Annotated in this window: 21 protein-coding genes and 2 pseudogenes; 19 read left to right on the forward strand and 4 right to left on the reverse strand. The window is 44.7% G+C overall.

Annotated features, from left to right (window positions below):
• Positions 1 to 149 precede the first annotated feature (149 nt).
• Complete coding sequence (locus BXY_RS00820) at positions 150 to 368, forward strand: DUF4248 domain-containing protein (RefSeq protein WP_004297475.1); 219 nt, start codon at positions 150 to 152, stop codon at positions 366 to 368.
• 155 nt (positions 369 to 523) lie between these two features.
• Here BXY_RS00820 and BXY_RS00825 read toward each other — a convergent pair whose 3' ends face one another.
• The gene (locus BXY_RS00825; protein ID WP_015530992.1) at positions 524 to 2365 is read right to left on the reverse strand and encodes a DUF3987 domain-containing protein; all 1842 of its coding nucleotides are present in this window, start codon (positions 2363 to 2365) and stop codon (positions 524 to 526) included.
• A gap of 27 nt (positions 2366 to 2392) precedes the next feature.
• Positions 2393 to 3022, reverse strand: coding sequence for a BT4734/BF3469 family protein (locus BXY_RS00830; protein ID WP_004309226.1), 630 nt, complete (start codon positions 3020 to 3022; stop codon positions 2393 to 2395).
• Between the two features lie 167 nt (positions 3023 to 3189).
• Between BXY_RS00830 and BXY_RS00835 the strand changes: the two genes are divergently transcribed.
• The 12 genes and pseudogenes from BXY_RS00835 to galE all read left to right on the forward strand — a co-directional run bounded on the left by BXY_RS00835 (position 3190) and on the right by galE (position 13493).
• Positions 3190 to 3342: a hypothetical protein gene (locus tag BXY_RS00835; RefSeq protein ID WP_008643735.1), complete on the forward strand. Its 153-nt coding sequence runs from the start codon at positions 3190 to 3192 to the stop codon at positions 3340 to 3342.
• A 33-nt stretch (positions 3343 to 3375) separates the two neighbouring features.
• Positions 3376 to 3552, forward strand: coding sequence for a hypothetical protein (locus BXY_RS00840; protein ID WP_208946931.1), 177 nt, complete (start codon positions 3376 to 3378; stop codon positions 3550 to 3552).
• 22 nt (positions 3553 to 3574) lie between these two features.
• Positions 3575 to 5149 (forward strand): ATP-binding protein, encoded by a 1575-nt coding sequence (locus BXY_RS00845; RefSeq protein ID WP_208946708.1) that lies wholly within the window; start codon positions 3575 to 3577, stop codon positions 5147 to 5149.
• Positions 5150 to 5181: 32 nt separating this feature from the next.
• Positions 5182 to 6345, forward strand: a pseudogene (locus BXY_RS00850) (ATP-binding protein); the annotation flags it as partial.
• Between the two features lie 287 nt (positions 6346 to 6632).
• Positions 6633 to 7058 (forward strand): SoxR reducing system RseC family protein, encoded by a 426-nt coding sequence (locus BXY_RS00855; protein ID WP_008770630.1) that lies wholly within the window; start codon positions 6633 to 6635, stop codon positions 7056 to 7058.
• Positions 7059 to 7065: 7 nt separating this feature from the next.
• A complete protein-coding gene (locus BXY_RS00860) occupies positions 7066 to 7980 on the forward strand; it encodes a Fe-S cluster domain-containing protein (protein WP_008022714.1) in 915 nt (304 codons plus the stop codon).
• A 24-nt stretch (positions 7981 to 8004) separates the two neighbouring features.
• A complete protein-coding gene (gene rsxC / locus BXY_RS00865; protein ID WP_004309220.1) occupies positions 8005 to 9342 on the forward strand; it encodes an electron transport complex subunit RsxC in 1338 nt (445 codons plus the stop codon).
• A 5-nt stretch (positions 9343 to 9347) separates the two neighbouring features.
• Positions 9348 to 10355 (forward strand): RnfABCDGE type electron transport complex subunit D, encoded by a 1008-nt coding sequence (locus tag BXY_RS00870; protein ID WP_208946709.1) that lies wholly within the window; start codon positions 9348 to 9350, stop codon positions 10353 to 10355.
• Positions 10352 to 11041, forward strand: coding sequence for an RnfABCDGE type electron transport complex subunit G (locus BXY_RS00875; RefSeq protein WP_004312755.1), 690 nt, complete (start codon positions 10352 to 10354; stop codon positions 11039 to 11041). The genes BXY_RS00870 and BXY_RS00875 overlap by 4 nt, the downstream gene beginning before the upstream one ends.
• 14 nt (positions 11042 to 11055) lie before the next feature.
• Complete coding sequence (rsxE, locus tag BXY_RS00880) at positions 11056 to 11640, forward strand: electron transport complex subunit RsxE (RefSeq protein ID WP_004295586.1); 585 nt, start codon at positions 11056 to 11058, stop codon at positions 11638 to 11640.
• Positions 11641 to 11662: 22 nt separating this feature from the next.
• A complete protein-coding gene (gene rsxA / locus BXY_RS00885; RefSeq protein WP_004303570.1) occupies positions 11663 to 12235 on the forward strand; it encodes an electron transport complex subunit RsxA in 573 nt (190 codons plus the stop codon).
• Positions 12236 to 12458: 223 nt separating this feature from the next.
• Positions 12459 to 13493 carry a UDP-glucose 4-epimerase GalE gene (gene galE / locus BXY_RS00890; RefSeq protein WP_015530999.1) on the forward strand — a complete coding sequence of 345 codons (1035 nt, stop codon included), beginning with the start codon at positions 12459 to 12461 and terminating at the stop codon, positions 13491 to 13493.
• 256 nt (positions 13494 to 13749) lie between these two features.
• Here galE and ispE read toward each other — a convergent pair whose 3' ends face one another.
• Positions 13750 to 14574: a 4-(cytidine 5'-diphospho)-2-C-methyl-D-erythritol kinase gene (gene ispE, locus BXY_RS00895; RefSeq protein WP_015531000.1), complete on the reverse strand. Its 825-nt coding sequence runs from the start codon at positions 14572 to 14574 to the stop codon at positions 13750 to 13752.
• 234 nt (positions 14575 to 14808) lie between these two features.
• On the opposite strand from ispE, the gene dnaB reads away from it, so the two are divergent.
• The 6 genes from dnaB to BXY_RS00925 all read left to right on the forward strand — a co-directional run bounded on the left by dnaB (position 14809) and on the right by BXY_RS00925 (position 22418).
• Positions 14809 to 16368 carry a replicative DNA helicase gene (gene dnaB, locus BXY_RS00900; RefSeq protein WP_015531001.1) on the forward strand — a complete coding sequence of 520 codons (1560 nt, stop codon included), beginning with the start codon at positions 14809 to 14811 and terminating at the stop codon, positions 16366 to 16368.
• Between the two features lie 256 nt (positions 16369 to 16624).
• A complete protein-coding gene (gene pheT, locus BXY_RS00905; protein WP_015531002.1) occupies positions 16625 to 19087 on the forward strand; it encodes a phenylalanine--tRNA ligase subunit beta in 2463 nt (820 codons plus the stop codon).
• 33 nt (positions 19088 to 19120) lie between these two features.
• On the forward strand, positions 19121 to 19861 hold the full coding sequence (locus BXY_RS00910) for a YebC/PmpR family DNA-binding transcriptional regulator (RefSeq protein ID WP_008022700.1): 741 nt from the start codon (positions 19121 to 19123) through the stop codon (positions 19859 to 19861).
• A gap of 8 nt (positions 19862 to 19869) precedes the next feature.
• Positions 19870 to 20115 carry a TIGR03905 family TSCPD domain-containing protein gene (locus BXY_RS00915; protein WP_008022698.1) on the forward strand — a complete coding sequence of 82 codons (246 nt, stop codon included), beginning with the start codon at positions 19870 to 19872 and terminating at the stop codon, positions 20113 to 20115.
• Positions 20116 to 20373: 258 nt separating this feature from the next.
• Positions 20374 to 21627, forward strand: a complete 1254-nt coding sequence (locus tag BXY_RS00920; protein ID WP_008022695.1) for an Nramp family divalent metal transporter — start codon at positions 20374 to 20376, stop codon at positions 21625 to 21627.
• 29 nt (positions 21628 to 21656) lie between these two features.
• Positions 21657 to 22418, forward strand: a complete 762-nt coding sequence (locus BXY_RS00925) for an exodeoxyribonuclease III (protein ID WP_008016274.1) — start codon at positions 21657 to 21659, stop codon at positions 22416 to 22418.
• Here BXY_RS00925 and BXY_RS00930 read toward each other — a convergent pair.
• A pseudogene (locus BXY_RS00930) lies at positions 22413 to 22496 on the reverse strand (secondary thiamine-phosphate synthase enzyme YjbQ); the annotation flags it as partial. The gene BXY_RS00925 and the pseudogene BXY_RS00930 overlap by 6 nt on opposite strands.

Raw genomic sequence — 22496 nt, forward strand, 5'->3', positions numbered from 1 at the left:
ACCCTCAAACTTCGGAAAATCAATAGTACACAGTTGCGTACGATTGTTGTCGGTTGTGTGCAATTATGATCGATTATTCAATGAAAAAACGTTGGCTATGTAGAAATATTTTGCTATTTTTGTAACTGTAAATCAGAAACTTATCCATTATGAACGAATTCAAGATACGTGCCTACGGGCGCATGGAACTGGCACAACTCTATTCTCCGGAACTTACCGACATTGCCGCTTATCGAAAAATGAAGAAATGGATCTCTCTATGTCCCGGACTTCTGCAACGCTTGTATGATTTAGGATACGAATCAAAGCGCCGTTCATTCACACCGTTGGAGGTAAGAGTGATTGTGGATGCCTTAGGAGAGCCTTAAATAAAGCATCGCTTTACGGTGTCTAAAGCAATGCTTTACATCTCCTAAAGCTATGCTTTACACAGAGAAAAAGGGTACAGCAGGGAAAGCGGGTTGCAGTAGAAAAAAAGATTCAGAGTAGATAAGGCGGGTACAATAAGTACACTTTCCCCGGTTCACTCATACACACACGTACGCGCGTAAGATCCTTTGCCATCCACACTGACTAATTTTCCATATTTGGTGAGACGCTTCAGCCAAGTGAGGGCTGTGTTTTCCTTAATTCCCATGGCAACTGCTTCTTCCAGTAACTGTGTACGAGTAAATTCATCACCCAGTTTCTGGAAGAGATAATCACGATCGGCATTAGGACGGTGGCTGATTTCTGTATTGGGGAGGAACGATAGAATATGCGTGGCATGACAGTAGAGAGGTTCCGCAAGACTAAGCACAGCATGAAAGTCTTCCTGTGAAATGGATACATCCCAACGGGTGATAATGTCATCTTTGCAGTTGTCGGCAGGAATCTCCTTGTCCGGTGTGAAAGGAGAGGTGGGAGAGGTCTTGAAGTCGTAGGGCTGCGGGCTTTCGAGAGCACGCAATACGGCTACTTCCGACATGATTCTGCATAGATTGACAGCCAGACGTGCCACAAAGCTATACATTTCCCTTCCATTAGCTACACTGGAGCGTTCAAACAAGTCGGAAAAGACGGTGTCGATTTCTTCTTTTTGTTCATCCGTGAGTTGTAGGGTATGAATGCCGTGCGATTTTATCACGCTCAACTTTTCTTTCCATTCCAGTCCCATAGCGGTGAATATCTCCTCCCAATCTATCTCGTTGTCCATAAATTGGCTGATCCATTTACTGATTCCGCACATGTAATAATATAATTGGCGGGAGTATGATCCGTCTTCTGCCGTCGGAATGAAAGTTTGCACTTGCGACGGCGTACCCGAAATCAGGACGGAAAGATAGCTTTTCTTCACTTCCCGGTATTCCTGGTCGGTGCGGCGGTTGTAGGACAAGCGGTCGTGGTCGAACGCTTTGCGCAGGGTATCGCTCCAATGACCGTGGTCCGATCCGATGGCGGTGGAAAGAGTGTCCGCTTCCGCTTCGCAGATAAGTCCGGTTCCGTCGGAGTCCATGATGTTTTGTAGGATACCCGTACCGGTGTTGTTGCCCGAAATGAGGAACATCCTGTTAGGGGGCATTTGTGGAGCCTCCTTTTTGGTTCGTTCTTTTCCCATTGCATCATACTCGGCTTTCTCTTTTTTGTATGCTTTCATCTGTATGGCCACTTCTTTGCGGATCTCGTCGTGGATAGGTTCCACGAGTAAGCGGATGTAGGAAAGGATACCTTTGCCGGAAGCCGAAGGAGCCACTACGAAACATTGGAGGCTGGGGTGATGGTATTTGCCGCCATATAGGCATCGCACGTGGCGCGACATACAAGCACCCAGGGCAGTGAGCGCTCCCAATAACATGATGTCGTGTTGTATTGGGCTGCTCCCGGCTTTTATGATACGTTGCAAAAATTCCGGCCAGTTGTTTTTCGGAAAAGTGGGCAATTGATGTTGCGGTTCACTGCCCGGCAATAGTTCTTCTTCCCCTTCTTTATCATCGGAGATATTGTCATTTCCCACCTTATTATGCGCGCCCGTGTGTGGGGGAAATTTGCGTGCTGTACCTGCTGTACCTTTTGTACCTGTGGGATGTTTGGGCATTTCTTCTATGCAGATGCTTACTCCCGTCGCTTCGGCAAGGTGGAAAGCGGTGCCCAGGTGCACTTCTCCACGTTGGGTGTGGAGTGCGTTGGAGAATACCCGTTCGGCATGTTCGCGCTGATACTTGGGAGATACCCGGCACAGGCGGTGAAAAAACTCACGTCCTGCTTCGCCGCAATCCGTTGCGATGGCGAATGACAATTGTACGTATTCAAGATAAGTGGGAGCAATGTCCGCTCCTGCCGTTTCGACTGCTTCGGTGAGACGGCGTAAAGATTCAATATCGGTCATTTTGATTTATGATTTTTGATTTATGATTTATTCGTTGGTGGTTCTGAACAATGCTTCCGGGTCGTAACTAAGGAAACAGGATCTCACGAGGTCTTTGCCGGAGAAATCTACTTTGGATTTTGTTTCGGAAGAAACTGCTGTTACCGTATTGTATGCCGTCTCTACGTACCGCATCGCCCAACTCATGTTGTCTGTGATATTTGGGATGTCATTTGTCGTGGAGGAATAATGGCAGGGAACAAATGCCTTTACACCCAGTCCGCTGGGGCTGACAAAGGTGAGTACAGGTTGTAGGAGAGGATCGTCATAGAGCATACGTCGCATTTCCACTGCTTCCTGATAAGAGTGGAGACCGTCCACATCTACTATCACCAGGTGAGACGGGGAGACGAAATCCTTACTGCTACGGCGGGTGAATGTGCCGCAGGGGGTCACATACGGTAGTAATGACGCTTTGGCGGTTCGTATATCTTCGGAGTTGCGTACTTGTTCGGTCAGGGCTTTGAGATTCTCGTTGCAAGTAATCATTTGGAAAACTTGTTCGATGGAGACTTCGCAGAAGGGGATAAGCGTGGGAGGAGTCATCAGTCGGCCTTGTTTGTCTTTGATAGGAGCGATAGGTGGCATGAAATAGGACATTCTGTAGTTGTTTGGCATCATTTTCTTTTTGTTTCAAGTTAAAATATTTATTTTTGCAAAAAAATATGAGTGTGTTTCAAAACACGGTGTAAAATTAGTAAATGCAAAATAGACATCGTCCCGACATGTTGGGATGAAAGTGAAAATAATTAACCGTTACGGTGTAATTTTAACAATAAAAAAGAATGGAAAATGAAAAAGGTTTATATGTAGCTTTAGGAGTTTACATAGGAGAGTTGCAAAAGCGTGCGGATTTGAAAAATGACGAAATATGGAAGAGCGTACACATCGGCCACTCTACTTTTAATGATTTAAAAAAGGGGCAAAACGCCCATTGAGTGATTACGTAAAAGTGGTGGAGTGCTGTCTGGATGCCTTCAATGAAGAGGAAGCCGGAGTTATCTGGGATGAATGGAGGAGAATGTATTTTCGATATAGAAGAAGAAAAGAGGAGGAGAGAGGAGAACGGTGAAAAAACAGATAAGGTAAAAGTGGCAGGCGGGAAAAAGTTTCCCGCCTGCGGTCTTTATGAATGGATTTTTTTGTAGCTTTGTGAAAAATAAGATTGATATGGAAGATTTGCAAAGATTATATCCTATCGGGATACAGACTTTCTTTAAGATACGTGAGGGGAATTTTCTCTATATTGACAAGACGGAATATGTGTACCGGATGACGCATTCGGCTTCCAGCTATCTGTTTCTAAGCCGTCCCCGACGTTTTGGAAAATCTTTGCTTACCAGTACCCTTCACTGCTATTTCGAGGGGCGGAAAGAATTGTTTGAGGGACTGGCCATGGAGACATTGGAGAAGGAATGGATACAACATCCAGTGTTGCACTTCGACATGAGTACCGCTAAATATGTGGACAAGGAACAACTGAACGCGGAACTGGAATTGAAACTCATGGCTTATGAGGAGATTTATGGACGTGTAGAAGAGGAGCTGTATGTGAATCAGCGCTTGGAAGGACTTATAAAACGTGCTTATAAGCAGACCGGTAAAAAAGTGGTTGTCTTGATAGACGAATATGACGCTCCTCTGCTCGATGTGGTTCATGAAGAGAAGAATCTGCCACAGTTACGTAATGTGATGCGTAATTTTTATAGTCCGTTGAAGGCATGTGACCCTTATTTACGTTTTGTTTTTCTTACGGGTATAACCCAGTTTTCGCAACTTAGCGTGTTCAGTGAATTTAATAATATCACCAATGTGAGTATGCTGCCTGATTATGCTGCCATTTGCGGTATCACTGCTGAAGAACTCCGTACTCAAATGGTTCCCGATGTAGAGAGTCTGGCTACCCGGTTGGGAATCACTGCAGAGGAGATGTTGGACAGACTGAAGGAAAATTATGACGGTTATCATTTTTCGTGGCCGTCGCCCGATGTTTTCAATCCTTTCAGTTTGCTGAAGGCGATGGCTTTGGGAGAGATCGGCTCTTATTGGTTTGAGAGTGGCACGCCCACTTATATCATAGAGATGTTGCGCAAATATGCTGTGTTACCATCAGAAATTGGTGGCGAGGAAGCGTCTCCCAGTGATTTTAACGTACCTTTGGAGTTGGCTACCAATTATATGCCGTTGCTTTATCAGGCCGGTTACCTTACGATAAAGGGTGCGGATTTGGAATTTGACGCATATATGCTTGATATTCCAAACAAAGAGGTGCGTGTTGGTCTGATGAAAAGCCTGATCCCATCTTATGTGAAGAGTGACAGTCATGAGGTGAACAGTGTGGTGCGTAATTTGGCGCGTAACATTGTGCGGGGAGATATGGACGAGGCTTTGAAGCTGCTTCAGGCTTTTCTTTCCACTGTGCCTTATTGCGACAACACGGATTATGAGGGGCATTACCAGCAGATGCTATATGTGATATTCTCATTGCTGGGTATTTATACCGATGTGGAGGTGCACACACTGAAAGGACGTGTGGATATGGTGCTTCGCACGAGGACTACTCTCTATCTGGTAGAACTGAAATTGAATCAAAATGCGGAGACTGCCATGAAGCAAATTGATTTGCAGCAATATGCAGATCGTTTTACTCTTTGCGGGCTTCCGGTGGTAAAGGTTGCAATAAATTTTAGTGCGGAGACTCGGACAATTGCTGATTGGGTGATTTCAAGAGGAACGTATGCATAGTTGTATTATAATTTAAATAATTTTAAAAGAGTATGAGTAGCAAGATATACCCCATTGGCATACAGAACTTTGAAAAAATCCGGAAAGACGGTTATTTCTATATTGATAAGACTGCTTTGATTTATCAGATGGTGAAGACAGGCAGTTATTATTTCTTGAGCCGTCCCCGTCGTTTTGGAAAAAGTCTGTTGATATCTACGCTTGAAGCGTGTTTCTTGGGCAAGAAAGAACTTTTTGAGGGCTTGGCCATGGAAAAGCTGGAAAAGGATTGGACTACATATCCCATTTTTCATATCGATCTTAATACGGAGAAGTATGATACGCGGGAGAGCCTGGACAGCATATTGAATTTCACATTGGAGAAATGGGAACAGCAATATGGCACCGCCCCGTCGGAAACAACTTTTGCATTGCGTTTTCGCGGCCTTATTGAACGGGCTTATGAGCAAACCGGGCAGCGTGTGGTCATTCTGATAGATGAATATGATAAGCCCATGTTACAAGCAATAGGTAACGAGGAGCTTCAGAAGGAATTCCGTAATACCATGAAAGCTTTTTATAGTGTGCTGAAGACTATGGACGGTTGCATTCAGTTTGCTTTTCTGACGGGAGTGACGAAATTCGGTAAGGTAAGCGTGTTCAGCGATTTAAATAATCTCGATGACATCTCAATGCGGAAGCAATACGTGGATATTTGCGGAGTTTCTGAAAAAGAATTGCATGATAATTTGGAAATTGAACTGCATGAACTGGCGGATGCAAAGGAGCTGACTTATGGTGAACTGTGCAATAGATTGAGGGAGTACTATGATGGCTATCATTTTACATACAATTCTATCGGAATATATAATCCGTTCAGCTTGCTTAATACTTTTAAATATAGAGAGTTCGGTAGTTATTGGTTTGAAACGGGAACTCCTACTTATCTAGTGGAGTTGCTGAAAAAACATCATTATGACTTGGAACGTATGGCGCATGAGGAAACGAGTGCCGCTGTATTGAACAGTATTGATTCAACATCGGACAATCCCATTCCGGTCATTTATCAGAGCGGTTATCTCACTATCAAAGGGTATGACGAAGAATTTGGAATTTATAGTTTAGGCTTCCCTAATCGCGAAGTAGAGGAAGGATTTATTAAATTTTTGCTTCCCTTTTATGCGAACACCAATGCGGTAGAGTCGGAGTTTGAAATATAGAACTTTAACGCGAAAATGCGTAATATTGAGAAATGGATAGTGGAGTAATCTGTGAAATAATTGATGGAAAATCCCGGCTGAAGAAATAAAACGGCTGGGATTTTTTGTTTAGGATGTCTATTTGCCATTCTTGAAAAATATCAAATGGTAGCTATATCTTTTCCGTGTGCGATAACGAAAACGCAAAAAATAACAATTTATTATGTAGAAAAAGTTGGGGGAATGCTTCGTAGTTCACAAATAATGATTAAATTTGCCGCGATTTGTAATGCGGAGTTTGCAAAATGACGAATAATACTATAAAGCATCTAGGTATTGTGGAAAACATACAAGGTTCTCATCTGTCGGTGAGGATTGTCCAGACATCGGCTTGCGCGGCTTGTAGCGCAAAGGGGCATTGTTCCTCGGCGGATAGTAAGGACAAAATCATAGATATTATAGATACCGCGGCTTCTTCCTATCAGGTGGGAGAGAAGGTGATGGTGGTCGGCGAAACGTCGATGGGCATGATGGCAGTGGTATTGGCTTTCGTACTTCCTTTCGTACTTCTTATATTTTCATTGTTTCTTTTGATGGCGTGGATAGAGAATGAGTTGTATGCAGCACTTCTTTCTCTGGCTGTCCTTATACCTTATTATTTCGTTTTGTGGCTCAATAAAACGCAACTCAAACAACAATTTTCATTTACTATAAAACCAATAAATAACTAAAAACATTATGAATTTGATTCTGATTGCAGTGATTTCATTGGGAGCTATAGCGCTCGTGCTGGCCGCTATTCTTTATGTGGCTTCCAAGAAATTTGCCGTGTATGAAGACCCGCGGATTGCCCAGGTGGGAGAAGTGCTTCCCCAGGCTAATTGTGGTGGATGTGGCTATCCCGGTTGTAGCGGATTTGCCGACGCTTGCGTCAAAGCCGGTTCGCTGGATGGTAAATTCTGCCCCGTAGGTGGACAACCTGTCATGGCACAAATTGCTGATATCCTCGGACTTGCAGCCGGTGAAGCTGAACCGATGGTAGCAGTGGTAAGATGTAACGGAACGTGTGCCAATCGTCCGCGTACCAACCAATATGATGGTGCGAAGAGTTGTGCTATTGCCGCTTCGCTGTATGGTGGGGAAACGGGATGTAGTTACGGATGTCTGGGGTGTGGCGACTGTGTGGCTGCTTGTCAGTTCGATGCCATCCACATGAATCCTGAAACGGGGCTCCCGGAAGTGGATGAAGCGAAATGTACCGCTTGTGGCGCTTGTGTGAAGGCTTGTCCGAAGGCGATCATCGAAATCCGTCCGCAAGGAAAGAAGTCACGTCGCGTGTATATCTCTTGTGTGAATAAAGACAAGGGAGCTGTGGCACGTAAGGCTTGTACAGTGAGCTGTATCGGCTGTGGCAAGTGTGTGAAGACTTGTCCGTTCGAGGCTATTACGCTGGAAAACAATTTGGCTTACATCGATCCGAACAAGTGTAAATCTTGCCGGAAATGTGTGGAAGTTTGTCCGCAGAATAGCATTATCGAGTTGAATTTCCCGCCGCGGAAACCGAAAGAAGAAGCTCCGGCTGCTCCGAAACCGGCTACAAAAGTGGAAACTCCTGCTGCAAAGGCTACAGAAGCTCCGAAAGTAACAGAATAATAACAGAAAAAAATACAGAACTGTATGTTAAAGACATTTTCAATTGGTGGAGTTCATCCACACGAAAATAAATTGTCGGCACATCAACCTATTATCACAGCGGAAGTTCCTGCAAAGGCTGTTATTTTGCTGGGGCAGCACATCGGTGCGCCTGCAAAACCGGTTGTAGCGAAAGGGGATGTGGTAAAGGTAGGCACACGGATTGCCGAACCTGCCGGCTTTGTTTCGGCAGCAATTCACTCTTCGGTCAGTGGTAAAGTGGCGAAGATTGATACCATAGTCGATGCCAGCGGTTATGCGAAGCCTGCCATCTTCATTGACGTGGAAGGCGACGAATGGGAAGAAACAATCGACCGTAGCACCACACTGGTGAAAGAGTGCGAACTTTCCGCAGAAGAGATCGTGAAGAAGATTGCCGATGCCGGAATCGTAGGTCTGGGTGGTGCTTGTTTCCCTACGCAGGTGAAACTTTGTCCTCCTCCTTCTTTCAAGGCTGAATGCGTGATTATCAATGCCGTAGAGTGTGAACCTTACCTGACTGCCGACCATCAGCTGATGCTGGAACACGCGGAAGAAATCATGGTGGGTGTTTCTATCCTGATGAAAGCGGTGAAAGTGAACAAAGCATTTATCGGAATCGAAAATAATAAGCCGGATGCTATCGAACTGATGACCAAAGTGGCTTCCAGCTATGCAGGTATCGAAGTAGTGCCCTTGAAGGTGAAATATCCGCAAGGAGGTGAAAAGCAGCTGATCGACGCGATCACCAAACGTCAGGTGGCGAGCGGCGCATTGCCTATCTCTACGGGAGCAGTCGTGCAGAACGTGGGAACAGCATTTGCCGTTTATGAAGCTGTACAGAAAAATAAGCCGTTGTTCGAACGTGTGATTACCGTGACAGGAAAGTCGGTTGCGAAACCTTCCAACTTCCTGGCTCGTATCGGTACACCGATGAAACAGTTGATTGATGCTTGCGGTGGTCTGCCCGAAGATACGGGTAAGGTGATCGGTGGCGGTCCGATGATGGGTAAGGCGCTCGTAAATATCGAGGTTCCTACTGCGAAGGGCAGTTCCGGTATCCTGATTATGAATCAGAAGGAAGCCAAACGCGGCGAAGCTCAAACCTGTATCCGTTGCGCGAAGTGCGTGAGTGCCTGTCCGATGGGACTGGAACCGTACTTGCTCGGAGCTTTGTCCGAAAACGGAGATTTTGAAACAATGGAAAAAGAAAGAATCATGGATTGTATCGAGTGCGGCTCTTGCCAGTTCACTTGTCCTGCCAACCGTCCGTTGCTCGACTACTGTCGTCTGGGCAAAGGCAAAGTTGGTGCTATGATTCGTGCACGTCAAGCTAAAAAATAACGAATATGGAAAATAAATTAATCGTATCACTATCACCCCACGTTCATGGCGGAGACAGCGTACAGAAAAATATGTATGGCGTGCTGATCGCACTGATTCCGGCTTTTCTGGTGTCTCTCTATTTCTTCGGACTGGGTGCCCTGATTGTCACGGCTACTTCCGTTGCAGCTTGTTTGTTCTTCGAATGGGCGATCGGGAAATATTTAATGAAGAAACCTACCACTACCATCTGCGACGGCTCTGCCATCATCACAGGTGTGTTGCTGGCATTCAACTTACCGTCTAATCTTCCTATCTGGATTATCATTCTGGGTGCACTGTTTGCTATCGGTGTAGGCAAAATGTCTTTTGGCGGATTAGGCTGCAATCCTTTCAATCCGGCACTGGCAGGACGTGTGTTCCTGTTGCTTTCTTTCCCGGTGCAGATGACCAGCTGGCCGGTAGTCGGACAGTTGACCGCTTATACGGATGCTACCACTGGTGCCACTCCGCTGGCATTGATGAAACAAGCGATTCATGCTGCAGATAAGAGTGCGGCTATGGATGCTTTAAACCAGATTCCGGATGCATTGAGTTTGCTGATCGGACAGAATGGCGGATGCTTGGGTGAAGTGAGTGCATTGGCTCTATTGATCGGACTGGTTTATATGCTCTGGAAGAAGATCATCACGTGGCATATTCCTGTGTCTATCCTGGCTACCGTGTTTATCTTTGCAGGTATCATGCACCTGGCAGATCCGGAAAGATATGTTTCTCCGATATTGCAGTTGCTCTCCGGTGGTCTGATGCTGGGTGCTGTCTTTATGGCAACCGACTATGTGACTTCTCCGATGAGTAAGAAAGGAATGTTGATTTATGGTGTATGTATCGGTCTGCTGACGGTTGTCATTCGTCTGTTCGGTGCTTATCCCGAAGGTATGTCGTTCGCCATCCTGATTATGAATGCGTTCACTCCGCTGATTAACACCTATTGTAAACCAAAACGCTTTGGGGAGGTAGCGAAGAAGAAATGAAAAAGTTAGAATCATCTTTAAAGAATATGTTGCTGGTACTTACGGGCGTGACTGCTGTCTCCGTAGCGTTGCTGGCTTATGTAAATGAACTGACAAAAGGCCCCATTGCCGAAGCGAATGCGAAGACACTGAACGAGGCTTTGAAAAAGGTTCTTCCCGAATTTACCAATAATCCGGTAGCGGAAAGCGATACGATCTTCAGCGAGAAAGACGGAAAGAAGAATGTTGACTTTATCGTTTATCCGGCTAAGAACGGCGAAGAATTGGTAGGAACGGCCGTCGAAGCTAAATCAATGGGATTTGGTGGCGAACTGAAAGTGTTGGTAGGCTTTAACGCCGAAGGTAAAATCTATAATTACTCGTTACTCGCTCACGCGGAAACTCCGGGACTGGGTTCTAAAGCCGACAAATGGTTCGGAGCATACGACCCGGCCAAGGGAGAACAGGCTGTGTCTCATGAAGAGAGTAAAAAGTCTATTTTGGGGATGAATCCGGGTGAAGCTCCGTTGACCGTCAGCAAAGATGGGGGAGCGGTGGATGCCATTACAGCTTCTACCATTACTTCACGTGCGTTTTTGAATGCTGTAAATGCTGCTTATCAGGCTTATAAGGCAACTCCTAATACTGATGCTGCTACAGGAGCTACGATAAAAGTTGAACTTACTGATTCGGTCAGTGCTAAATAAGAAAGGAGACAGATATGAATAACTTTAAAGTAATGATGAACGGGATTATCAAAGAGAATCCTACGTTTGTACTCCTGCTCGGTATGTGTCCTACATTGGGTACGACTTCGTCGGCCATCAATGGTATGGGTATGGGACTGGCTACCATGTTCGTATTGATCTGCTCGAATGTGGTGATCTCTTTAATCAAGAACCTGATTCCGGATATGGTGCGTATCCCGTCGTTTATCGTGGTGATCGCGTCTTTCGTAACCTTGCTTCAAATGGTGATGCAGGCATACGTGCCTGGACTGTACGCTACGCTCGGACTTTTCATCCCGTTGATTGTAGTGAACTGTATTGTGTTGGGACGTGCCGAAGCATTCGCCGCCAAGAATAACGCAGTTGCTTCTATGTTCGACGGTATCGGCATGGGACTTGGTTTCACCATTGCCCTGACATTGCTGGGGGCTGTCCGTGAATTTCTGGGAACCGGTAAGATTTTCGATCTGACCATCATGCCGGAAGAATATGGAATGTTGGTATTTGTATTGGCTCCGGGTGCTTTCATCGCTTTGGGATACCTCATTGCGCTGATTAACAGTTTCAAGAAAGCCTAATTCAATTAAATAAGAAAAGAATATGGAATATATATTGATATTTATTTCGGCAATCTTTGTAAACAACATCGTGTTGTCGCAGTTCTTGGGTATCTGTCCGTTCCTGGGCGTATCTAAGAAAGTAGAGACTGCGATGGGTATGAGCGCTGCGGTTGCTTTCGTGTTGACCATCGCTACCATCGTTACCTTCCTGATTCAGAAGTTTGTATTGGATGTTTTCGGGCTGGGATATTTGCAGACGATTACGTTCATTCTGGTCATTGCCGGATTGGTGCAGATGGTGGAAATCATTTTGAAAAAAGTATCGCCTGCTCTGTATCAGGCTTTGGGCGTGTTCTTGCCTTTGATTACAACCAACTGTTGTATTCTTGGTGTGGCTATCCTGGTGATTCAGAAAGACTACGACCTGCTGACAGGTGTTGTGTACGCGTTTTCTACGGCCATCGGTTTCGGTCTGGCACTGGTGCTTTTTGCCGGATTGCGCGAACAGATGAGCCTCGTGAAAGTACCTAAAGGAATGCAAGGCACTCCGATTGCCTTGATTACCGCCGGTTTGCTTGCTATGGCATTCATGGGATTCTCCGGCGTGGTGTAAGGATTTACAGTTGATAATTAAATAGGGGATTGGAAGCTCTGCTGTATGGCGTCATACAGCTTTGAGTTTCCAATTCTTTTTTATACCTGATTGCCACCCAATCGTACCTAAATTACTTTTCAGCAAATAAAATTGTGGCAAATTATTGCTATTCCATTTTATTTCCATACATTTGTAACTCAAACAATGATAAGCCGAGAAACTAACCATTTTTATAAAGTATATGAAAGAAAGAATTTTAGTAACAGGCGGGACAGGATACATAGGGTCTCATACTGTTGTAGAACTACAAAACAGTGGATATGAAGTAATCATCATCGATAATTTATCAAATTCAAGTGCTGATGTTGTTGACAATATAGAGAAAGTTTCCGGTATTCGCCCAGTTTTTGAAAAGCTGGATTGTCTGGACTTTGCTGGTCTTGATGCAGTATTTACAAAATATAAAGGAATTAAGGCGATCATTCACTTTGCAGCGAGCAAAGCAGTAGGAGAATCGGTACAGAAACCGTTGCTTTACTACCGTAATAACCTGGTTTCTTTGATTAACCTTCTCGAACTGATGCCAAAACATGGAGTAGAAGGTATTGTGTTCTCTTCTTCCTGTACAGTATACGGCCAGCCGGATGAACTACCGGTAACGGAAAAGGCTCCGATTAAGAAAGCGGAATCGCCATACGGAAATACGAAACAGATCAATGAAGAGATTATTCGTGATACGGTAGCTTCAGGTGCTCCGATCAATGCGATTATGTTGCGCTATTTCAATCCGATTGGTGCGCATCCTACGGCATTGCTGGGTGAACTGCCTAATGGGGTTCCTCAAAACCTGATTCCATATCTGACCCAAACCGCCATCGGTCTCCGTGAGAAACTAAGTGTGTTTGGTGATGATTATGATACACCGGACGGTTCTTGTATCCGTGACTTTATCAATGTTGTTGACTTGGCTAAAGCCCACGTGATTGCTATTCGTCGTATCTTGGAAAAGACACAAAAAGAAAAAGTGGAAGTGTTCAATATCGGTACAGGACGTGGCGTTTCTGTATTGGAATTAATAAATGGCTTTGAAAAAGCCACCGGCGTAAAATTGAATTATCAGATTGTCGGACGTCGTGCAGGCGACATTGAAAAAGTTTGGGCGAATCCGGATTTTGCAAACCAGGAACTGGGTTGGAAGGCTGTAGAAACTTTGGAAGATACTTTACGTTCTGCATGGAACTGGCAGCTGAAACTCCGTGAAAGAGGGATTCAATAAAAGAGATTTGTTTTAAAATAAACATAAAAGATTAAACAAATCGTGCATGCGATTTGTTTATCTGATGCTAATCGACCTGAAGCTGTTTATGAGTATGCGAATATACGTAAATAGTACTTATGCCTCCCCGGCATAGACAGGAAAGATTGCATAGTAGTTTTGTCGTGTTTTATTTTGTGTTTGTGTTGTGACGGTACTACGACGTGAGTCGTGGTACCGTTTTTTGTTCGCCCAGTATGGGCGAACAAAACTATGTTTATAGCTTTCCTTTGAAACAGAAAACGTCGCTTTCTCCCATTGTTTCCGGTAAAGAAGTTCCGGGGGCGAACAGTCCGAACACTGAAGAGCCGGAGCCGCTCATGGATGCGTAGATTGCTCCTTGATGATAGAGCTCTTCTTTGATTTCTTCGATAACGGGATGTTGCGGGAATACACTTGCTTCAAAATCATTGATTAGGATATCCTTCCATTCTGCAACTGGACGCAGGATTGCCTCTTTGACCGGATATTCCGGACGGTGCGGGTGGATATTTGAAAAGGCTTCCCGGGTAGAAACGAAAACGTTCGGCTTGACGATCATGATTTGGTAACCGCTTAATGAAAGCTCGATTGGTGAGAACAGGTTTCCGATCCCTTCGGCATAGGTCGGCTTGTTTTTAATAAAGAAAGCACAGTCCGCTCCCAAAGTGGCGGCATATACCTCCAGCTGTTCTTCAGATAATTCCAGCTGAAAATGATCATTGAGCAACTTCAGCATAAAAGCGGCATCGGATGAACCGCCCCCCAGTCCGGCTCCCGAGGGAATATGCTTATATAAATGAATTTCGACAGGGGGAAGATGAAACTCCTTATCCAGCAATGAATAGGCCTTTGCCACCAGGTTGTCTTCCGGATTGCCGGCTATCTCCATGCCATACTGGTGGAGGATAATCTTCTTTTCTGTTTCAGAAGAAGTACGGATTTCGAGAGCGTCTTCGAGGGCTACCGGATAGAAAACGGTTTCCAGATTGTGATATCCGTCCGGGCGTTTTTCCGTGATGGAAAGTCCCAGGTTTATTTTGATATTAGGAAAAGCGAGCATAAGGTTATTTACTATTTTACAATTTACGATTTACTATTTGCAGTGCCGCACATGACAATTAATCATGTGTTGAATGTAATTCGGGAGCAAAGTTAGTAAAATCTTCATTTTTCCTTATCCATTCTTCATGATTATATTCTATCTTTGTCGTCCCGACTGGAAAAACTCTGTTATAAAGGAGTTTGTCCGGTCGCAAAATAGTAAATAGTAAATTGTAAAATAGTAAATACCTCGATGGCCGAACAGAAAAGAAATACCCGCAATTCAAAGTCTACTAAAATACAACCGGTAAATGATTATGGACGTATTCAGCCGCAGGCGCCTGAACTGGAAGAAGCAGTTTTGGGAGCTTTGATGATTGAAAAAGACGCTTACTCATTGGTGAGTGAGATTCTTCGTCCCGAATCTTTTTACGAACGCCGGCATCAGTTGATTTATTCTGCTATCACCGATCTTGCGGTGAATCAGAAGCCGGTGGATATTCTGACTGTAAAGGAACAACTTAGCAAACGTGGAGAATTGGAAGAGGTGGGAGGCCCGTTCTATATTACTCAATTGAGTAGTAAGGTGGCTTCATCAGCGCATATTGAGTATCACGCCCGTATTATTGCACAGAAATCTCTGGCGCGTGAGCTGATTACATTTACAAGCAATATCCAGAGTAAGGCGTTCGATGAAACGCTGGATGTGGACGACTTGATGCAGGAAGCGGAAGGTAAACTTTTTGAGATTTCGCAGCAGAACATGAAAAAGGATTATACGCAGATCAATCCGGTGATTGACGAAGCCTATAAGCTGATTCAGAAGGCTGCGGCGCGAACCGACGGTTTGAGTGGTCTTGAGAGTGGTTTTACAAAGCTCGACAAGATGACTTCCGGTTGGCAGAATTCCGACCTTATCATTATCGCTGCACGTCCTGCGATGGGTAAGACCGCCTTTGTCCTTTCTATGGCTAAGAATATTGCTGTCGATTATCGGAACCCGGTGGCGTTGTTCTCGCTTGAAATGAGTAACGTTCAGTTGGTGAACCGTTTGATTGCGAATGTCTGCGAGATTGAGAGTGGAAAGATCAAGAGCGGACAGTTGGCAGGTTATGAGTGGCAACAGTTGGACTATAAACTGAAGAATCTGATGGATGCACCGCTTTACGTGGATGATACTCCGTCTCTGTCTGTATTTGAACTTCGAACGAAAGCGCGTCGTCTGGTACGTGAACATGGGGTGAGAATCATTATTATTGACTACCTCCAGTTGATGAATGCGAGCGGTATGGCGTTTGGTAGCCGTCAGGAAGAGGTTAGTACCATTTCCCGTTCGTTGAAAGGACTGGCAAAAGAGTTGAATATTCCGATTATCGCACTGTCGCAGTTGAATCGTGGTGTGGAAAGTCGTGAAGGTATTGATGGTAAACGTCCGCAGTTGAGTGACCTTCGTGAATCGGGAGCCATCGAGCAGGATGCCGATATGGTGTGCTTTATCCACCGTCCGGAATACTATAAGATTTATCAGGATGATCGTGGTAATGACCTGCGTGGTATGGCGGAGATTGTCATCGCCAAGCATCGTAATGGTGCGGTAGGCGAGGTGTTGCTCCGGTTTAAGGGAGAATTTACCCGTTTCTCCAATCCGGAGGACGATATGGTTATCCCGATGCCGGGTGAGCCTGCCGGGGCTATGTTAGGATCGAAAATGAATACAGGTAATGCAGGTTCCGTACCTCCTCCCGCGCCTGATTTTGCACCGCAGGCAGCGAATCCGTTCGGAGCACCAGGGGATGGACCTTTGCCGTTCTAGTTGCGCATTGTTTCACCACAGAGGACGCAGAGGACACAGAGTTCTTTCTTTTTACTAAGTACTCATGTTTAATTAGTTTGTGAATTAATTATACACATTTGCTTATTACGGATTTACACTTATTTTTCATCTTCCCGGTGTCCTCTGCGTCCTCTGTGGTGAAATAACGCGCAATTTTTTATCAAACCTTCTCGGTCAACCGAAAAATCTTATTAACTTTGCGAATCTTTTTGAGAAACAATAAAAAATTAAGTATATGAATATCTCTTATAACTGGCTGAAAGAGTATGTCAACTTCGACCTGACGCCCGATGAAACGGCTGCTGCGTTGACTTCTATCGGCTTGGAAACAGGTGGTGTAGAAGAAGTGCAAACCATTAAAGGTGGTTTGGAAGGACTTGTGATCGGTGAAGTGCTGACCTGCACGGAACATCCTAATTCTGACCATTTGCATATTACTACTGTTAATCTGGGAGACGGTGAACCGGTACAGATTGTTTGTGGTGCCCCGAATGTGGCTGCCGGACAGAAAGTGGTGGTAGCTACTTTAGGTACGAAACTTTATGACGGTGACGAATGTTTTACCATCAAGAAATCAAAAATCCGTGGGGTAGAATCTACAGGTATGATTTGTGCTGAAGACGAAATCGGGATCGGTACGGATCATGCAGGTATCATCGTATTGCCGGAAACTGCTGTTCCGGGTACGCTTGCCAAGGATTATTATAATATCAAAAGCGATTATGTACTGGAAGTGGACATCACGCCTAACCGTGCGGATGCCTGCTCTCACTATGGGGTAGCTCGTGACCTGTATGCTTATCTGATTCAGAACGGTCGTCAGGCAACTTTACAGCGCCCGTCAGTGGATGGCTTTAAAGTGGAAAACCAGGACTTGAATATCGAAGTGAAGGTTGAAAACAGCGAAGCTTGTCCGCATTATGCCGGTGTTACCGTGAAAGGTGTAACGGTGAAGGAGAGTCCGGAATGGCTGCAAAACAAATTGCGCCTGATCGGTGTGCGCCCTATTAATAATGTAGTGGATATTACGAACTATATCGTTCATGCTTTCGGTCAGCCGTTGCATTGCTTCGATGCCGGAAAGATTAAAGGCAATGAAGTGATTGTGAAAACAATGCCCGAAGGTACTCCGTTCGTTACGTTGGATGAAGTGGAGCGTAAGTTGAACGAACGCGACCTGATGATTTGCAACAAGCAAGAGGCCATGTGTATTGCCGGCGTATTCGGCGGACTGGACTCCGGCTCTACGGAAGCTACGACAGACGTATTCATCGAAAGTGCTTATTTCCATCCTACATGGGTGCGTAAGACGGCTCGTCGTCATGGCTTGAATACGGATGCTTCTTTCCGTTTCGAACGTGGTATCGATCCGAATGGCGTGATTTATTGCCTGAAACTGGCTGCTTTGATGGTGAAAGAACTGGCTGGCGGTACGATTTCTTCTGAAATAAAAGATGTATTCACTACCCCTGCACAGGATTTTATCGTTGATCTTGCTTACGAAAAAGTACATTCTTTGGTAGGTAAAGTGATCCCGGTAGAGACAATCAAGAGCATTGTGACCAGCCTGGAAATGAAGATTACCAATGAAACGGCAGAAGGACTGACACTGGCTGTTCCTCCTTATCGTGTAGACGTGCAGCGTGATTGCGATGTGATTGAAGATATTCTTCGCATCTATGGATATAATAATGTGGAAATTCCGACTACGCTGAACTCCAGTCTGACTACAAAGGGTGAGCACGACAAGTCGAATAAATTGCAGAACCTGATTGCAGAGCAACTAGTGGGTTGTGGATTCAATGAAATTCTGAACAACTCACTGACTCGTGCTGCTTATTATGATGGGTTGGAGGCTTATCCGTCCAATCACTTGGTGATGTTGCTCAATCCGTTGAGTGCTGATCTGAACGCTATGCGTCAGACCTTGCTGTTCGGCGGACTGGAAAGCATTGCTCATAACGCCAATCGTAAGAACGCTGATTTGAAATTCTTCGAATTCGGTAACTGTTATTATTTCAATGCTGACAAGAAGAACGAAGAGAAGGTACTGGCTCCTTATTCGGAAGATTATCACCTGGGTTTGTGGGTAACTGGTAAGAAGGTTTCCAATTCATGGGCGCATGCGGATGAGAACAGTTCGGTGTATGAATTGAAGGCTTATGTAGAAAATATATTGAAGCGTCTGGGACTGGATTTGCACAATCTGGTTATCGGTAATCTGACAGACGATGTTTTTGCTGCCGCACTCTCTGTCAACACGAAGGGCGGAAAACGTCTTGCTTCTTTCGGTATTGTAACTAAGAAGTTGTTGAAAGCATTTGATATCGACAATGAAGTATATTACGCCGACCTGAACTGGAAGGAATTGATGAAAGCCATCCGTTCTGTGAAGATCAGCTACAAGGAAATTTCCAAATTCCCTGCTGTGAAACGCGACTTGGCATTGTTGCTTGATAAGAATATACAATTTGCCGAAATCGAAAAGATTGCATACGAAACAGAGAAGAAGCTGTTGAAAGAAGTGGAACTCTTCGATGTATATGAAGGTAAGAACCTCGAAGCGGGTAAGAAGTCGTATGCGGTGAGCTTCCTGCTTCAAGATGAAAACCAGACTTTGAATGATAAGATGATTGATAAGATCATGTCGAAACTGGTGAAGAACCTGGAAGATAAACTGGGTGCCAAACTTAGATAAACTTAAAATTGTCATTATTAAAAATATAAACCAATGGGAAGAGCATTTGAATATAGAAAGGCCGCTAAACTGAAAAGATGGGGCCACATGGCTAAAACTTTTACAAGACTGGGTAAACAAATCGCTATCGCTGTAAAGGCAGGCGGTCCGGAACCTGAAAACAACCCGACGCTGCGTTCGGTGATCGCTACTTGTAAGCGTGAAAACATGCCGAAGGATAACATTGAACGTGCTATCAAAAACGCAATGGGTAAAGACCAGAGCGACTACAAGAGCATGACTTATGAAGGATACGGCCCTCACGGTATTGCTGTGTTTGTAGACACATTGACAGACAACACAACTCGTACGGTGGCTGACGTTCGTTCGGTATTCAATAAGTTCGGTGGCAATCTAGGTACAATGGGTTCTCTTGCGTTCCTTTTCGACCACAAATGTGTGTTCACTTTCAAGAAGAAAGACGGATTGGATATGGAAGAACTGATTCTCGATCTGATCGACTATGATGTGGAAGATGAATATGAAGAAGATGATGAAGAGGGAACAATTACTATCTATGGTAATCCTAAGAGCTACGCCGCTATTCAGAAGCATTTGGAAGAATGTGGGTTTGAAGATGTCGGTGGAGACTTCACTTATATCCCGAACGACTTGAAAGAGGTTACTCCGGAACAACGCGAAACATTGGATAAGATGATCGAACGTCTGGAAGAATTTGATGACGTGCAGACTGTCTATACCAACATGCAACCGGAAGAAGGGGAAGAGGAGTAAGACAGGTTATGGAATATGTTTATAAGACCCAGGGGACTTGCAGCACGAATATCGAACTGAATGTGGAAGATGGAGTGGTGAAGGAAGTTGCTTTCTGGGGAGGATGTAATGGTAACCTTCAAGGTCTTTCCCGCCTTGTGAGAGGGATGAAGGTAGCGGATGTGATCACAAAACTCGAAGGAGTGCGTTGTGGTGGCAGACCGACTTCATGTCCCGATCAATTATGTCGTGCATTGCATGAGATGGGATATTGATTGATCTTCATTTATGTAAATTATATATTGATTTGTGACCTCTGGCAATTGGTTTGTCGGAGGTCATTTTTTTTGCAGAAAGTCCTTATTTCCTTTTCTTGAGTAGTCCTTACTCAATCCTTTTATAATAATGTCCTCACAATTAGTGTATCATCTGTGTCCATAGGTCATCTACTTATTGGTCGGTATTTTGAACTAAAATTGATTCTCACTCGTTATTTATAAGTATATTTGTACTGGATAAACTATTATGCAAAAATGAAGAATATTTTTCAAGACTTAAGACGCAAAGATCATAAACGCTATCTAGGTGGACTGGATGTTTTTAAATATATTGGTCCGGGGCTACTGGTTACTGTAGGATTTATTGATCCGGGAAACTGGGCTTCTAATTTCGCCGCCGGTTCCGAATTCGGCTATTCCTTGCTTTGGGTGGTTACCTTGTCTACTATCATGCTGATTGTCCTTCAGCACAACGTTGCTCACTTGGGAATCGTTACCGGACTTTGCCTTTCGGAGGCGGCCACTAAGTACACCCCTAAATGGGTGTCACGACCTATTCTTGGCACAGCAGTACTGGCGTCGATCTCTACTTCCCTGGCGGAAATTCTGGGAGGTGCCATCGCGTTGGAAATGTTATTGGATATTCCTATTATATGGGGAGCTGTATTGACTACGCTTTTTGTCTCCATCATGCTTTTCACTAATTCGTATAAAAAGATAGAACGTTCCATCATTGCGTTCGTTTCTGTTATCGGGCTTTCATTTATTTATGAATTGTTTCTGGTGGAAATAGACTGGCCGGCTGCAACGGCGGGGTGGGTGACTCCTTCTTTCCCGAAAGGTAGTATGCTGATTATCATGAGTGTGTTGGGAGCGGTAGTGATGCCTCATAATCTGTTCCTTCATTCGGAGGTGATACAGAGTCACGAGTACAATAAGAAAGATGATGCTTCTATTAAGAAGGTATTGAAATATGAGTTGTTTGACACTCTTTTCTCAATGATTGTAGGTTGGGCGATTAACAGTGCCATGATTCTGCTGGCGGCCGCCACTTTCTTTAAGAGCGGTATTCAGGTAGAGGAACTGCAACAGGCTAAGTCTTTGCTCGAACCTTTATTGGGAAGTAATGCGGCAATTGTATTTGCATTGGCATTGCTGATGGCGGGCATTTCGTCAACTATTACGAGCGGAATGGCGGCAGGTTCTATTTTTGCAGGTATTTTCGGCGAGTCTTATCATATCAAGGACAGTCACTCGCAGGTGGGAGTTCTCTTGTCTTTGGGAATTGCCTTATTGCTGATTTTCTTTATTGGAGATCCGTTTAAAGGATTGATTATTTCGCAGATGGTACTTAGTATTCAATTGCCTTTCACCGTGTTCTTACAGGTGGGACTGACGTCTTCCCGAAAGGTGATGGGCGATTATGTCAATAGTCGTTGGAGTACGTTCGTGTTGTACTCGATTGCTATTATCGTTTCGGTACTGAACATTATGCTTTTGTTTTCATAAAATGAACATGAACTTATAAATATAGAATGATGAAAATTATTACTTATAATGTGAACGGACTACGTGCAGCCGTATCTAAAGGGTTACCGGAATGGCTGGCACAGGAGAATCCTGATATTCTTTGTCTGCAAGAGACGAAACTGCAACCGGACCAATATCCGGGAGAAGTGTTTGAAGCATTGGGCTACAAGTCTTATTTATACTCGGCGCAGAAGAAGGGATACAGTGGAGTGGCTATACTTACCAAGCGGGAACCGGACCATGTGGAATATGGGATGGGAATGGAAGCATACGATAATGAAGGACGTTTCATCCGTGCGGACTTCGGAGACTTGTCGGTAGTCAGCGTTTACCATCCTTCGGGAACGAGCGGAGATGAACGCCAGGCCTTTAAAATGGTGTGGTTGGAAGATTTCCAGAAATATGTGATGGAGTTGCAGAAGTCTCGTCCCAACTTGATTCTTTGCGGCGATTATAATATCTGTCACGAGCCGATTGATATTCATGACCCTGTCCGGAACGCGACCAACAGCGGTTTCCTTCCTGAAGAACGGGAATGGATGACGCGTTTCCTGTCTGCGGGATATGTGGACTCTTTCCGTACGCTTTGTCCGGAGAAACAGGAATATACCTGGTGGAGCTATCGTTTTAATTCGCGTGCCAAGAATAAAGGCTGGAGAATTGATTATTGTATGGTCAGTGAGCCGGTACGCCCGCTGTTGAAACGGGCGTATATTTTGAATGAGGCCGTACATTCCGACCATTGTCCGATGGCTCTGGAAATATTATAGAATGGTAATACTCAATTTACGGGTGTCTCCTCCGTCGCGAAACTCGCCGAGGTAGACGCCTTGCCATGTACCTAAGTT

The sequence above is a fragment of the Bacteroides xylanisolvens XB1A genome (assembly GCF_000210075.1).
GTDB classification, from domain to species: Bacteria; Bacteroidota; Bacteroidia; order Bacteroidales; family Bacteroidaceae; genus Bacteroides; species Bacteroides xylanisolvens.